The sequence below is a fragment of the Streptomyces sp. NPDC101393 genome (assembly GCF_044767385.1).
In the GTDB taxonomy this organism is placed as follows: Bacteria; Actinomycetota; Actinomycetes; order Streptomycetales; family Streptomycetaceae; genus Streptomyces.
Genome location: NZ_JBIWNU010000009.1, coordinates 89,031 through 101,768, shown reverse-complemented (window position 1 = coordinate 101,768; position 12,738 = coordinate 89,031). Strand labels below are relative to the sequence as shown.

Sequence of the window (12,738 nt, the reverse complement as noted above, 5' to 3'; positions counted from 1 at the left end):
CGCTCGCCACGCCGCTCGCCACGCCCGGTCATGCGGAGCCTCCGGACTGCGGATCGGCGCCCGGCCCCTGGTGGTGCGGCCCGTGCGAGCCCGGGTCGTGCGAGCCCGGGTCGTGGGGGTACCGGCCGGGGGAATCCTGGTCGTGCGCGGCGTGGTCCATGGGGTCGGCGGGCCCCGCCTGGCGGGGAATGCGGGCGGTGTCGGCGGGCGCGTCGTCCCGGGTGTCCGCCGGCGCGTAGGCGGCGTCAGCGGCCTCCGCACGGGCCTTGACGACCTCGTCGACGGCGTCCAGCACCCCGCGGTACCCGGAGCAGCGGCAGAGGTTGCCGCACAGCGCCTTACGGGTCTCCAGCTCGCTGGGGGCGTGATTGCCCTCCAGGAGGTCGTGCACGGTCATCGCCATGCCCGGTACGCAGAACCCGCACTGCACGGCACCGGATGCGGCGAGCGCGCGCTGCACGTCGGAGGGTGTGCCGTTCTGCGCCAGCCCCTCGACGGTACGGACCTCGCTGCCCGCGGCGGTGGCCGCGGGCACCAGGCAGGACGCGACGAGCCGCCCGTCCACCTGCACGGAGCAGGCCCCGCACTCGCCCTGCGAGCAGCCGTCCTTGGCCCCGGCCAGGCCGAGGCGCTCGCGCAGCACGTAGAGCAGCGACTCCCCGATCCAGGCGTCGGTCACCGGGCGGTCGGTGCCGTTCACGCGCAGGATGTACGAGGCGGCGGGGTGCTCGTCGTGAGTGTCTGCGGGGCCCTGGACGTCCTGGGCGGCGTCGCCGGGGGCGGTTGCCGGGTGGGGCACGGCCTCGGGTTCCGTCGCGTGCACGGGGGCGGTGTCCACGGGGGCGGTGTCCACGGGGCCCGTGGTGTCCGCTCCGTGCTGCTCACCGGTGTCGGCGGGCTCGGCCGGTCGTGCGGGCCCGGCTTCCGACGCGATGCCCGCGCCGGCAGCTTCCGCTGCTGCGGCTTCTCCTGGTCCTGCCGACACTCCGGACGCGAACTGTCCCGATTCGTCCGGTTGTTCACCGTCGGCCGCCGGGACGGACCAGCGGTTCGCCTCACCCATCCCCTGCGGGTCGTGCGGGTCGTGCGCGTCATGTGGGTTGCGCGCGTCATGCGGGTCGTGCGACTGGCCCGTCCGGTCCGCCTGGTCCGTCTCGTCCGTGCGGTCCGCGTGGTCTGCCTGGCTCGTGTGTCCCGGGTGGTCCGCCACGTTCGCCGCGTCCGCGGCGGGTGGCCACTGGGCCATCGCGTCGGCCGGCAGCGACCAGTGGCCGGTTCCGCCCTCCGCGGGGGCATGCGCGCCGTTCGGGTGGGTTCCGTACGGGTCGGACGCAGGGGCGGCGTACGGGTCGCGGCGGGCGCCCCCGTGGGCCGCGTCCTGCAGCACGTCGTGCGTCGCGTCGCGTGCGCCGGGGAACGGCGCCTCGGCATAGTGCGCGCCGGTGGCGCCCGTGCCGCCGTCCATGCCGTCACGCCCGGTGCCGGCACCCTCGGCGGCCGTGCCGCCGCTGGTGGCGGTCAGCCCCGCGGCGAAGTTCCAGTGCCCGGTACCTCCGGCGCCGCCGGCCTCTCCCGTACGCGCGTCGTGCCCGGCGTCCGGTGCGCCCCCGTAGAGGGAGTTCGCGGCGTCGTCCGAATATCCGGGATATCCCTGATGGCCCTGATCGGCCCGATGCCCCTCATAGCCCTGATGGGCGGAATGGTCCGGATGCCCCTGGTGGCCCGGATGCCCCGTCAGGCCGTCGTCGCCGACCAGGTACTCGCCGGACTCCTCCGGCCCCTCGTCCGCCGTGGGCACCGACCACGTTCCGCCGGCGCCGGCCGCCTCCGCGCTGCCCGCGACCGGCCAGTCGACGCGGTCGCCGCCCCACGGCTGGGCCGCCTCGGGTGCGCCCGGGTAGCCGGCGGAGTGGTCCTGGTGGGCGGAAGGGTGCGCCGAAGCCGTCCGGTCCTGGTAGGCCGCGGACGGGTCGGCGTAGCCGGTCTGGGGGCCGGCGAAGGGCATCGTCCACTGGCCGGTCGCCGAGGGGTCGGTGCCGGCGCCCGGGACGGGCGGGGTGAAGGAGGCCGGCGGGGTGTAGCCGTGGCCGGGGGCGGCGAGCGGATCGGCGCCGGAGGTGCCGTAACCGTTGGGCAGCCCGGCTCCGTAGGCCCCGGTGGTGAACCCCTCCGGGAGCTGCACGAAGGCCGTCGCCTCCTGCTCGTACTCACCGCCCTGCGGCAGCGGCTGCCAGCCCTGTTCGGGGTGCGGCTGCTGTGGATGGCGATTGTCGGCGTCGCTCACGAGAGCGCCCTCCCAAGTGCGCGGCGGGCCAGGGCTGCCACCGTACGGCGCAGGTGCAGTGCGGCAGGCGGCAGGGTCTGCGGCTCCGAGCCGTCCTGCGGTGGCGCCGGGTCGGGGATGCAGGCGGCGCCGACGTAGTCACCGAAGGCCGTCAGCGCTTCGGGGACCAGGCCGCGTTCGCCGTCCCAGTCGATGAGCGAGGCCACCCACTGCTCGGCCTCCAGAGGACGCAGCGGCATGGTGGCGACCGCGCCCACGGCGCAGCGCACGCCGCGCCGGGCCGGGTCGAGGACCAGCGAGACGGAGGCGGTGGCACGGCCGGGGCCGGTGCGGCCGGTGGCCTTGAGGAACGTCTGCGGGGCGTGCAGCAGCGGCACCCGTACGAAGCCGACGAGTTCGCCGGGTCCCAGCATCTCCCGGCCGGCCAGGAGATGGCTGACGGGGATCTCGCGGCGGGCACCCCCGGGCCCGGCGATGATCACCGTGGCTTCGAGGGCGGCGAGCACCGGGAGGGTGTCGCCGGTGGGGGCGGACGTCACGATGTTGCCGCCGAGGGTCCCGGCGTTGCGGATCTGCGGGGGCCCTGCCGCGCGGGCGGCGGCGGCCAGGCCGGGGATCAACGCGGCGAAGTCGGGGCGCCCCATACGGGCGAGGGTGAGGCCGGCGCCGAGGAGCGCGTGGCCGTCGAGGTACTGCCAGCCGCGGATCTCGCTGATCCGGCCGAGGCCGACGAGGGCGGCAGGTCTGAGGAGTCCGGAGTTGACGGCCGCCATGAGGTCGGTGCCGCCGGCGACGGGCACGGCGGCGGGCATGGCGGTGAGCGCTGCCACCGCCTCGTCGAGCGAGGCCGGCAACGTCACCGTGTGCGACGCGTGCGGTGCGTGGGTGGTCAAGCCAGCTGCCCCTTCCCCGGTGTCCCGGCAGTTCCGCTCCGCCGTACGGTACGTGTTCACGGCCCGGACGTGGCAACTCTGGCACATCTTGCCGGGGCCACGGCGCGAGGGTCCGCGAAGCGACGATCCGTCCCCGAAGAGGGGGCTGGTCCGGTTTCGTCCGCCGTCGCCGGGGATCCGGAACGCGGGCTCCCCCACTGGGCGCCCGCGCGGCGGCGGGTGCCCCGGTGGGGCGCTCACCGCCCGTGCGGCGGTGCGGGCAACCACCGTCCCAGGATCCGGCCGTTCGGGAGCCCTCCTTGCACTACGGCTCACACGTTTGGGGGCGCCCCGTCGATCGGGCGTCCGAGCACCCCGGGGCGTTTCTGCCACGGATGCGGGCCGCCGGGCGGGCGGTAGGCGACACCGAGGGCGTCGAGCCGGGTGTAGTGGACGGTCATTCTGCGCAGGAAGTCCTGGTGGTCGCGGTCGGCCGGGGGCGGCAGCCGCGACCAGGCGACCTCGGCGAACGCGGCAAGCCGCGGGAAGACCTGGTAGTCGACGCGTGCCTGGCTGTCCATGACTTCGGTCCAGACGTTGGCCTGGGTCCCCAGGACGTGCGTGGCCTGTTCCTCCGTCAGCTCCGGCGGCACCGGCTCGAAGCGGTACACGTCCTCCAGGGTCCGTACGAAGCCGATGGGGACGGGCTCGTCCGGAGAGGCGTGCTGACGGTGGTCCAGATACACCTGCTGTTCGGGGCACATGACGACGTCGTGACCGGCGCGGGCGGCGGCGATACCGCCCGCGTAGCCGCGCCAGGAGGAGACGGCGGCGCCCGGCGTCAGGCCCGGGGAGGACGGGCCGCCCCGCCCGGCGCCGGGCTCCCTCGGGTCCTCGCCCTCCAGGATCTCGTCCCAGCCGATGAGCCGGCGCCCGCGGTCGGCGAGCCAGCGGTCGAAGTGCCGGATGAACCAGCTCTGCAGCTCGTCCTCGCCGGCCAGCCCCAGTTCGGCGATCCGGGCCTGGGCGGTGGCCGAGGCCTTCCACTGGTCCTTGGGGCACTCGTCGCCCCCGATGTGCACGAACGGCGCGGGGAAGACGGCGAGGACCTCCTCCAGGACGTGTTCGTAGAAGCGGAGGGTGGTGTCAGTGGGGGCGAGTACGTTCGGGTTGACGCCCCAGGTGTCCCAGACCTTCAGGGAGGTGGTGTCGATGACGTCGGCGTTGCCGAGTTCCGGATACGCGGCGATGGCGGCCTGCGAGTGCCCGGGGACATCGATCTCGGGGACGACGGTGATATGCCGTGCGGCGGCGTACGCGACGATCTCGCGGAGGTCGTCCTTGGTGTAGTAGCCGCCGTGCGGGCGCTCGTCCCAGAGGGGAGAGGCGCGGTGGCCGAGCTTGGTGCGCTCGCGCCAGGCGCCGGTCGCGGTGAGTTCGGGGTAGCGGTCGATCTCGATGCGCCAGCCCTGGTCGTCGGTGAGGTGCAGGTGCAGGACGTTGAGCTTGTGCGCGGCGAGCAGATCGAGGTAGCGCAGCACGCCGTCCTTGGGCAGGAAGTGCCGTGCGACGTCGAGCATCATGCCGCGCCAGGCGAAGCGTGGGGCGTCCTCGATGACGGCCCTGGGGACGGTCCGCTCGCGCGCGGCGGTGTCGAGCGGTGCCCGCCGGAAGGCTTCCGGCCCGAGCAGCTGACGGAACGTCTGCGCGCCCCAGAAGACGCCGGCCGCGCTGCCGCCCTCGATACGGAGGGCCGCGCCGTCACTACCGCCGTCGCCGTCGCTGTCGCCGTCGGAATAGACGTAGCCCTCGGGCCCGAGGTGCCGTTCCACCCGCGGGCTGATGCTCAGCACGATGCGGTTGGCCCCGCCGTTCACCTTGCTGCCGGCGGGGTCGTCGCTGCCGGCCCGGTCGTCGTCGTGGGCCTCGGCGAGCGGCAGGCCCGTGGCGGCGCCGACCGCGGAGCGCAGCCAGCGGGCGACCCCTTCGGTGCCGGGCCGGGCCTCGATCACGGTTTCCTCGTCCAGGACGCGCGGCCCGCGGCCGGACGGCGCCGGGCCGAAGGCGCGTGCCTGGGGCAGCAATTCGGGCCGCGGAGCGGGGGCGGCCGCCGAGCGGTGGTCTGTGGGGGCGTCGGGGTGGCGTTCCGGCATCCGTCAGTCCTTCACCGCGCCGCCGAGGCCCGAGACCAGCCGGCGCTGTACGAGTACGAAGAAGACCAGCACGGGGATGGTCATCACGGTCGATGCTGCCATGATCCCGCCCCAGTCGTTCTCGTCCGGTTTGAAGAAGACGAGCAGCGCCATGGGGAGGGTGGAGTTCTCGGTGGCGCTGATGATGAACGACTTCGCGAACAGGAAGTCGTTCCAGGTGGAGATGAAGGAGAAGACGCTGGTGGCGACGAGTCCGGGGAAGACCAGCGGGAAGAGGATCTGCCACAGGAAGCGGGTGCGGCTCGCGCCGTCCAGGTAGGCGGCCTCCTCCAGCGCCTCCGGGACGGCCTTGACGAAGCCGCGCAGCATCCAGATGGCGAACGGGAGGGAGAAGGCGAGGTGCGGGAGGATCAGTGAGCCGAGGGTGTTGAGCCCGATGGAGGGTACGGCGGTGCCGACGTCCCGCAGCAGGAAGAACAGCGGGATGGTGAGCGCTTCCACGGGCACCATCTGCGCGACCAGGAACATGATCAACAGCGTCGTACGGAACCGGAAGCGGAAGCGGGTCACGGCGGTGGCGGCGAGAAACGCGATGAGCGCCGAGACGACCACCACGACACCCGCCACGAACAGGCTGTTGAGGAAGTAGCGGCCGAAGTCCTGCTGCTGGAAGACCCGTCGGAAGGCGTCGAGGGACGGATCGAGGGTCCAGGGGCGCGGGCTGGTGGACTGCACCTCACCGGCCGGTTTGAAGGCGGACAGCACCATCCAGTAGAGCGGGAAGGCGACGACGGCGGCGATCAGCAGCGCACCGGCCTCGGCCGCCAGCCGCCAGGGCCGGCGCGGCACCCGCAGCAGCCGCAGTCCCGGGGCCCGGGACGTACGCGGTGTGCTCACAGTTCCTCCCCCTGGCGGCGCAGCAGCCGCAGATAGCCGAGCGTCACGACGAGCAGGATGAGCAGCATCACGACGCCGATCGCCGAGCCGAGGCTGTACTGCGAGGACGCGAACGCCTTCTGGTACGCGTAGACGTTCAGCACGAGGTTCTGGCCCGCGATGCCGCCGCCGCCCGTCATCACATAGATCTGGGTGAAGACCTTGAAGTCCCAGATCACCGACTGGAGGGTGACGACGACGAGGATCGGCCGCAGCATCGGTGCCAGGACGCTGCGCCAGATCCGCCACTGCGAGGCACCGTCCAGCGCGGCGGCCTCCAGTACCTCGCCGGGGACGGCCCGGATCCCGGCGTAGACGGTCACCATCACGAACGGGAAGGAACACCAGACCACTTCGAGCAGGACGAGCGCGAAGGCGCTGTAGCGGTCGTAGGTCCAGGAGTAGTCCTGGAATCCGGTCAGTCCGAGCGCGACCAGGACCTTGTTGACCGGCCCGTGATCGGGGTCGAAGAGAAAGACCCAGACGGTGGAGCCGGTGATGGCGGGCGTCGCCCAGGCGCCGAGTCCGGCGAGCATCAGGGCGAGCCTGGGCAGCGCGCGGACGCGGGTGAGGAGTACGGCGAGGGCGCAGCCCAGGGCGACGGTGGAGACGACGCAGGCGGCGGCGAACAGCACGGTCGCCAGCAGCACCTGCCAGAACTGGCCGTCGCCGAACAGTGCGGCGTAGTTCGCCAGCCCCTGGAAGGTGGTCGGTTCGCCACCGCTGACCTGGGCCTGGGTGTATTCGAGGAACGAGATCAGGCCGAGCTGGTAGATCGGGTAGACGAGCAGCCCGGCGAGGACGACCAGTGCGGGGGCGAGATACAGCCAGGGGGTCCAGCCGCCCGCGCCCCGGCCGCGGGGGCGTACCGCGCTCACGGTGCTCACTTCCGGAAGGCCTGGTCCATCGTGCGCGCGGCGTCGTCGGCGGCCTCCTCGACGCTCTTCCGGCCGCTGACGATCTCCTGGAACATCGTCGGCAGGACGAGGCCGGCGTCGATGGCGCCCCAGCCGGGCGCGGCCGGCACGAACTTGGCGCCCGCGTCCAGCGTCCTGACGAACGGCGCGACATAGGGCTTGCGCGCGGCGGCGTCGGCGCGCACCTCGCGGTATGTCGGCAGGAAGCCCATCGCGTCGAAGAGCTTGCGCTGGCTCTCCTTGCCCGCGAGTTCCTTCAACAGGCCGACGGCGAGGGTGCGGTGGCCGCTGCTCTTGAGGACGCCGAGGTTGTTGCCGCCCGCGAAGGCCGGGGCGATCTCGCCCTTCTTGACGCCGGGCAGCGGCACCACGGCGTACTTGCCCTTGACCTTGCCGTCCTCGACGGCCTGGTGGTTGAAGTCGCCGCCGATGGCCATCGCGGCCTTGCCGGAGGCGAACGCGGTGACGGTGTCGTTGCCGCCCATGTCCGCGCACTTGGCGGCCGGGCAGTTGTCGTCGCCGAAGAGGCCGGTGTAGGCGGCGATGCCCTTCTTGGCGGACGTGCTGTTGACGGCGGCGGTATAGGTGCCGTCCTTCTCGGTGGCGAGTTCGCCGCCGGCCGCCCAGAGGAACGGCATCGCGCCGTAGGTGTACGCGCCGCCGACGGCGAGGCCGTAGAGCTCGGGCCGCTTCGTGTGGATCTTCCTGGCGGCCGCGGCGAGTTCGGCCTGGGTGGCGGGGACGGGGATGCCGAGATCCCTCAGGACGTCGGTGCGGTAGTAGAGGGCCCGGACGCCGACGAAGAGGGGCGCGCCGTAGATCTTGCCGTCCACGGTGACGGACTGCTTCGCTGCGGCGTCGGTGTCCTTGGCGTCGGCCCAGGCGCCGAACTCCCGGCTGATGTCGGCCAGTCCGCCGTCCTTGACGTAGCCGGCGGTGTCGGTGTTGCCGTACTCGATGACATCGGGGGCGCTGGCCGGGTCGTTGAAGGCGGCCTTGATGCGCTGGGCGCGGGTGTCGACGGGTATGTAGTCGACGGTCACCCGGACACCCTTGTGGTCGGCCTTGAAGGCCGACAGGGCCTGCTGGACGACCTTTTCCTTCGGCGCGTTGTTGACTTCCCGGAAGAGCCAGACCCGTAGCGTGCCGGTCTTCGCGTCCCCTTTGGCGGCGTTGCCGGAGGTGGACGGTGCGCACGCGGTGGCGGTCAGGGAGGCCAGCACAACTGTCGCGGTGGCGGCGGCAATTCGAGCAGAGAGGTGCATGGAAGGACCCTCCGGGGCGTTGTTGCAACATACGCAACGAGCGTTTCGCGCTGCACAATTACCCAGGAGATTAAGGGTGCCCACAGGCCCCGACAAGGGGTTGGGCCGCATTGGTCTACACCGGCTCCGGGGAGGTGTTCCCGGACGCCATCGCCCCGCATGGGAACGCCAACGGGCCCGGGTCCCTTGGGACCCGGGCCCGTCGCACCCGGCGCGGCACCACGCGGCGCACTCTCACGTCGCGTGGCTCACCTGCGTCATCCGCCGATCACGGCCCGGCGGTCGCGGGCGGCTACTTCTTGCCGCCGCCCTTACCGCCCTTGCCGTCCTTGTCCTTGTCGCCGCCGGCGCCCATGGACTCGAAGATCTCCTTGCACATGGGACAGACCGGGTACTTCTTCGGGTCGCGGCCCGGGACCCAGACCTTGCCGCACAGCGCCACGACGGGAGTACCGTCGAGCGCGCTCGCCATGATCTTGTCTTTCTGGACATAGTGGGCGAAGCGCTCGTGGTCGCCGTCGCCGTGCGACACCTGCGGTGTCGGCTCTACGAGGGTCCCCGTACCTGCCCCGCGCTCGGGCTCAAGAGTGCTCATAACTGCCAAGGGTACTCACGCGCGCGCCGACCTGGGAGCGTCGGCCCGCCGCCGGATGCGGCGCGAGACCCGCGGCCGCCGCCCGCCACCGCCCGCGCCAGTGCGTACGCCGCCCCTCGGGCCGCCTGTGGCCCGCCGACGAGCGCGCTCGGCGGGCCGGCGCCCCCGGTCGACATCCCCGGTCGGCACCCCCGGTGCGGTGCCCGCGCCCGCCCTCTCGCCGTGCCTGCCCCCTCGCCCTGCCCGCTCGCTCTGCCCTGCCCGCCCGTAAGACCCACCCACCGGCGGAGCGCCACGCCGAACGGGTGGCGCTCCCGCACCCGGCACCGCCGTCGGGCCGCCTCACGCACCCGGCACCGGTGGCTACGACGCGACCGGTACGCCGCCCCGGTCGCCGGCCGTCAGGCCCAGTCGGGCGGCGAGCGCCAGCCCGGCGTCCGGCCGGACGTCGTGCCAGGAATCCGCGCCGCAGAACGCGTCCAGCAGGGCGGTCATCTCCGCCGCGCCGATGGAGCGGGCCTCGGCCGCGGCGAGGAAGTCGCGGACCTCGGCGACGGGGGTGTCCTCCCGCTCCGTCTCGGTCAGCTCCACGAGATCCTCGACGATCTCGGCGACCGCGGCCTCGCCGGGCTGCGCCCAGCTCACGGCCATCTCCAGGCCGTCGTCCCGCAGCCTGCCGGGATACGGCGCGCGGGCCCAGACGCCGTCCTGCCACCAGTAGACGAAGCCGAGGAGGCGCCCGTCGGCGTCGTGCCGCAACTGCTCCCAGGGCAGCCAGTCCGGGCCGCCGTCCAGGACATCGACCGGCTTGTCGCCGAGGTGGGTGTAGCTGCCGTCCGCGTCCTGGCCGCAGAGCAGCGCCCGGCCGCCCGCGTACAGCTTCAGCCGCCACCAGTAGGCGCCGCCGGCGTTCCAGCACAGCAGTCCGTGGGCGCCCAGGGAGAATTCGTCCCCGTCGTCCATGGCGGCCGCGACCACGGCCAGCGTCGCGGCGCGGGCCCACAGCCGCTCCGGGTGGTCCAGATCCTCGGGCACGCTCGGCCTGTGCATGGCACTCTCCCCGTTCGTCCCGCACGGCCCCGCCTTCGCGGCCGCACGCCGTCACCTCTTCCCTCTCGAACGATAGCGACGGGGTCCGACAATTCCCCATGACGAAGCCGTCACAAAGCGTCGGAGGCCCTTCCCCTGCGGGCTCCCCGCACGCCAACCGGCCGCCCGCACCGGGCCGTTCAACGGCGCGCACCCCGAAATCCGGCCGTACCCGGGTCAGTTCAGCGACGGGTCATCCGGATAGGTGGCGACCATCGCCAGCTCATTGCGCTGCCGCCGCAGCACCGCGCGCCACAGCTGCTCCGGGTCGGGCGAGGAGACATCGCCCGGTTCGGACTCGACGACGTACCACGCACCCTCGGCCAGTTCATCCTCCAGCTGGCCGGGCCCCCAGCCCGCGTACCCCGCGAAGATCCGCAGGCTGCCGAGGATCGCGGCAAGGAGTTCCGGCGGGGCTTCCAGGTCGACCAGGCCGATCGCGCCGTGCACCCTGCGCCAGCCGAGCGGTTCGTCGCCGGTCCTGGTGCTCTCCGCCCGGTCGGCGGCCGGCGCACCGGCCCCCTCGGCCTCGGTGCCGGCGGGCCGGGCGCCGCTCTCCAGGGACGGAACGTCGCCGCTGCCGGACAGCCCTCCGGGGATCACGGCCACGCCGAGCGCGGAGTCCAGGGAGACCGGGCCGCCCTGGAACACCACCCCGGGCTCATCGGCCAGCGCTGCCCACGGTGCGAGAATGTCCGCGACGCCGACCGGCGTGGGACGGTTCAGGACCACGCCTAGGGAGCCCTCCTCGTCGTGATCGAGGAGGAGCACCACCGCGCGGTCGAAGTTCGGGTCGGCGAGCGCGGGTGTAGCGACGAGTAGTCGGCCTGTGAGCGAGGACACCTCGGTCATGGCCACATGATCCCGCACTTCGGTCCGGAGCGGGGTGTCAACGGCGCTTCCCGTGCGAGAGCAGGGCGGGCGTACGGCGGCAGCACCCGGCGCACGACATCGGGGCGCTGTCCACGCCGAGTCGCCCATTCAAGACATTGAGGTGCATATCCGGCCAGAAGGTGATTACAGAACAAAGGCGGATCGTAGCGGAGCGTGTTGTGACAAAGCCATTACACGCCCGATGCCTGCACGGCCCTACGGACACCCCCTCCGCCGCCCTTACCATTTCTCATTGGCCCCTGCCCGTCTCCAGGAACGCGAGATCCATGACCGTCTCTACTGACGACGTACTGCTTGTCCACGGCGGCACCCCGCTCGAGGGCGAGATCCGGGTTCGCGGTGCGAAGAACCTTGTGCCCAAGGCCATGGTCGCCGCACTGCTGGGCAGCGGCCCGAGCCGGCTGCGCAACGTGCCCGACATCCGCGACGTCCGCGTCGTGCGCGGGCTGCTGCAGCTGCACGGCGTCACCGTGCGCCCCGGCGACGAGCCGGGCGAGCTGATCCTCGACCCGTCGCACGTCGAGAGCGCCAACGTCGCGGACATCGACGCGCACGCCGGCTCCTCGCGGATCCCGATCCTGTTCTGCGGCCCGCTGCTGCACCGCCTCGGCCACGCCTTCATCCCTGGCCTGGGCGGCTGCGACATCGGCGGTCGGCCGGTGGACTTCCACTTCGACGTGCTGCGCCAGTTCGGCGCGACGATCGAGAAGCGCGCCGACGGGCAGTATCTGGAGGCCCCGCAGCGGCTGCGCGGCACCAAGATCCGGCTGCCGTACCCGTCGGTCGGCTCGACCGAGCAGGTGCTGCTGACCGCCGTTCTGGCGGAGGGCGTCACCGAGCTGTCGAACGCCGCCGTGGAGCCGGAGATCGAGGACCTCATCTGCGTACTGCAGAAAATGGGCGCGATCATCTCCATGGACACCGACCGGACGATCCGGATCACCGGCGTCGACCGGCTCGACGGCTACACCCACCGCGCGCTCCCGGACCGCCTGGAGGCGGCCTCCTGGGCGTCCGCGGCGCTGGCCACCGAGGGCAACATCTACGTCCGCGGCGCCCAGCAGCGGTCGATGATGACCTTCCTCAACACCTTCCGCCGGGTCGGCGGCGCCTTCCAGGTCGAGGACGAGGGCATCCGCTTCTGGCACCCGGGCGGCTCGCTCGACGCCATCGCGCTGGAGACCGACGTACACCCCGGCTTCCAGACCGACTGGCAGCAGCCGCTGGTCGTCGCGCTGACGCAGGCGTCGGGGCTGTCCATCGTCCACGAGACGGTGTACGAGTCCCGGCTCGGCTTCACCTCCGCGCTGAACCAGATGGGCGCGCACATCCAGCTCTACCGCGAATGCCTCGGCGGCTCCGCCTGCCGCTTCGGCCAGCGCAACTTCCTGCACTCCGCGGTCGTGTCGGGCCCCACCAAGCTGCAGGGCGCCGACCTGGTCATCCCCGACCTGCGCGGCGGCTTCTCGTACCTGATCGCGGCGCTGGCGGCGCAGGGCACCTCCCGGGTGCACGGCATCGACCTGATCAACCGCGGCTACGAGAACTTCATGGACAAGCTGATCAGCCTCGGCGCGAAGGTGGAACTCCCGAACGGCGCGCTGCGGGACTGAGTCCGAAGCGGATGCGGGGCGGCGGCCCGGCGGGGCGGAGGCCCGGCTTCCGCTCCCCCACCCCACCCGCACACCCTCCCCCGCCCCCTCCCCCGAAGGGGGAGGAGGGGGGTGGGGGCG

Annotated in this window: 10 protein-coding genes; 1 reads left to right on the top strand and 9 read right to left on the bottom strand. The window is 72.7% G+C overall.

Annotated elements, in window-relative coordinates; all coding sequences use genetic code 11:
* Nucleotides 1–28: 28 nt before the first annotated feature.
* The 9 genes from ACIRQ7_RS27550 to ACIRQ7_RS27510 form a co-directional block, all read right to left on the bottom strand.
* Nucleotides 29–2,284, bottom strand: a complete 2,256-nt coding sequence (locus tag ACIRQ7_RS27550; protein ID WP_404265360.1) for a (2Fe-2S)-binding protein — start codon at nucleotides 2,282–2,284, stop codon at nucleotides 29–31.
* Nucleotides 2,281–3,177: an FAD binding domain-containing protein gene (locus ACIRQ7_RS27545; protein ID WP_401469516.1), complete on the bottom strand. Its 897-nt coding sequence runs from the start codon at nucleotides 3,175–3,177 to the stop codon at nucleotides 2,281–2,283. The genes ACIRQ7_RS27550 and ACIRQ7_RS27545 overlap by 4 nt, the downstream gene beginning before the upstream one ends.
* A 311-nt stretch (nucleotides 3,178–3,488) precedes the next feature.
* Nucleotides 3,489–5,309, bottom strand: coding sequence for a beta-N-acetylhexosaminidase (locus tag ACIRQ7_RS27540; RefSeq protein ID WP_404265359.1), 1,821 nt, complete (start codon nucleotides 5,307–5,309; stop codon nucleotides 3,489–3,491).
* 3 nt (nucleotides 5,310–5,312) lie between these two features.
* Nucleotides 5,313–6,206 carry a carbohydrate ABC transporter permease gene (locus ACIRQ7_RS27535; protein ID WP_404265358.1) on the bottom strand — a complete coding sequence of 298 codons (894 nt, stop codon included), beginning with the start codon at nucleotides 6,204–6,206 and terminating at the stop codon, nucleotides 5,313–5,315.
* Nucleotides 6,203–7,132, bottom strand: coding sequence for a carbohydrate ABC transporter permease (locus tag ACIRQ7_RS27530; RefSeq protein ID WP_401469507.1), 930 nt, complete (start codon nucleotides 7,130–7,132; stop codon nucleotides 6,203–6,205). The genes ACIRQ7_RS27535 and ACIRQ7_RS27530 overlap by 4 nt, the downstream gene beginning before the upstream one ends.
* Nucleotides 7,129–8,427: an extracellular solute-binding protein gene (locus ACIRQ7_RS27525; RefSeq protein ID WP_404265357.1), complete on the bottom strand. Its 1,299-nt coding sequence runs from the start codon at nucleotides 8,425–8,427 to the stop codon at nucleotides 7,129–7,131. The genes ACIRQ7_RS27530 and ACIRQ7_RS27525 overlap by 4 nt, the downstream gene beginning before the upstream one ends.
* A gap of 292 nt (nucleotides 8,428–8,719) precedes the next feature.
* Nucleotides 8,720–9,022, bottom strand: coding sequence for a DUF3039 domain-containing protein (locus ACIRQ7_RS27520; RefSeq protein ID WP_401469502.1), 303 nt, complete (start codon nucleotides 9,020–9,022; stop codon nucleotides 8,720–8,722).
* Between the two features lie 363 nt (nucleotides 9,023–9,385).
* Nucleotides 9,386–10,072, bottom strand: coding sequence for a hypothetical protein (locus ACIRQ7_RS27515; RefSeq protein WP_401469499.1), 687 nt, complete (start codon nucleotides 10,070–10,072; stop codon nucleotides 9,386–9,388).
* A 216-nt stretch (nucleotides 10,073–10,288) separates the two neighbouring features.
* On the bottom strand, nucleotides 10,289–10,963 hold the full coding sequence (locus ACIRQ7_RS27510; protein ID WP_404265356.1) for a YqgE/AlgH family protein: 675 nt from the start codon (nucleotides 10,961–10,963) through the stop codon (nucleotides 10,289–10,291).
* 308 nt (nucleotides 10,964–11,271) lie between these two features.
* Here ACIRQ7_RS27510 and murA point away from each other — a divergent pair, with 308 nt between their 5' ends.
* Nucleotides 11,272–12,618, top strand: coding sequence for a UDP-N-acetylglucosamine 1-carboxyvinyltransferase (murA, locus tag ACIRQ7_RS27505; protein WP_401469493.1), 1,347 nt, complete (start codon nucleotides 11,272–11,274; stop codon nucleotides 12,616–12,618).
* The last annotated feature ends 120 nt before the right edge of the window (nucleotides 12,619–12,738 follow it).

Bases quoted from the DNA above. Each gene is read 5' to 3' on its own strand.
- ACIRQ7_RS27540 (WP_404265359.1), bottom strand. From the start codon at position 5,309: ATGCCGGAACGCCACCCCGACGCCCCCACAGACCACCGCTCGGCGGCC.
- ACIRQ7_RS27525 (WP_404265357.1), bottom strand. From the start codon at position 8,427: ATGCACCTCTCTGCTCGAATTGCCGCCGCCACCGCGACAGTTGTGCTG.
- ACIRQ7_RS27520 (WP_401469502.1), bottom strand. From the start codon at position 9,022: ATGAGCACTCTTGAGCCCGAGCGCGGGGCAGGTACGGGGACCCTCGTA.
- ACIRQ7_RS27515 (WP_401469499.1), bottom strand. From the start codon at position 10,072: ATGCACAGGCCGAGCGTGCCCGAGGATCTGGACCACCCGGAGCGGCTG.
- ACIRQ7_RS27510 (WP_404265356.1), bottom strand. From the start codon at position 10,963: ATGACCGAGGTGTCCTCGCTCACAGGCCGACTACTCGTCGCTACACCC.
- murA (WP_401469493.1), top strand. From the start codon at position 11,272: ATGACCGTCTCTACTGACGACGTACTGCTTGTCCACGGCGGCACCCCG.